At 70.1% G+C, this 655-nt stretch carries 1 protein-coding gene; it reads left to right on the top strand.

From position 1 onward, the window contains the following. A partial coding sequence (locus Plo01_RS39855; protein WP_275415465.1) for a response regulator occupies window positions 1-655 on the top strand: 655 nt, incomplete at its 3' end.

The following is a 655-nucleotide window of genomic DNA, read 5'->3' as shown; positions in this document are numbered from 1 at the left end:
ATGAGTGTGATTCGCGTGGTACTGGTGGACGACCACGAGGTGGTACGGCGCGGCGTGGCCGCGCTCCTGGACTCCGAGGACGACATCGAGGTGGTCGGGGAGGCCGGCACGGCCGAGTCGGCCGTGGCCAGGATCATCGCGTTGCAGCCGGATGTGGCGGTGCTGGACGTGCGCCTGCCCGACGGCAACGGCGTGGACGTCTGCCGGGAGGTGCGCTCGGCCCTGCCCGGACTGGCCTGCCTGATGCTGACCTCCTTCGCCGACGACGACGCCCTGTTCGACGCGGTGATGGCGGGCGCGTCAGGGTATGTCCTCAAGCAGATCCACGGCTCCGATCTGGTCGGCGCGGTGCGCACGGTGGCCTCGGGCCAGTCGCTGCTGGACCCCCAGACGACCGCGGCCATGCTGGCGCGCCTGCGCGAGCAGGAGAGCAGGAAGGACCCGCTGGCGGCCCTGTCGGCGCAGGAGCGGCAGATCCTGGAGCTGATCGGCGAGGGGATGACCAACCGCCAGATCGGCGAGCGGATGTTCCTGGCGGAGAAGACGGTCAAGAACTACGTCTCCAACCTGCTGGGCAAGCTCGACATGCAGCGGCGCACCCAGGCGGCGTCTTTGGTCACCCGGCTCAAGGCCGAACGCGGCGAGCGGGGAGACC

This window comes from Planobispora longispora, from assembly GCF_016863135.1.
GTDB classification, from domain to species: Bacteria; Actinomycetota; Actinomycetes; order Streptosporangiales; family Streptosporangiaceae; genus Planobispora; species Planobispora longispora.
Note: the sequence above shows the minus strand (reverse complement) of the source record. Positions and strands in the feature narration are given on the sequence as shown.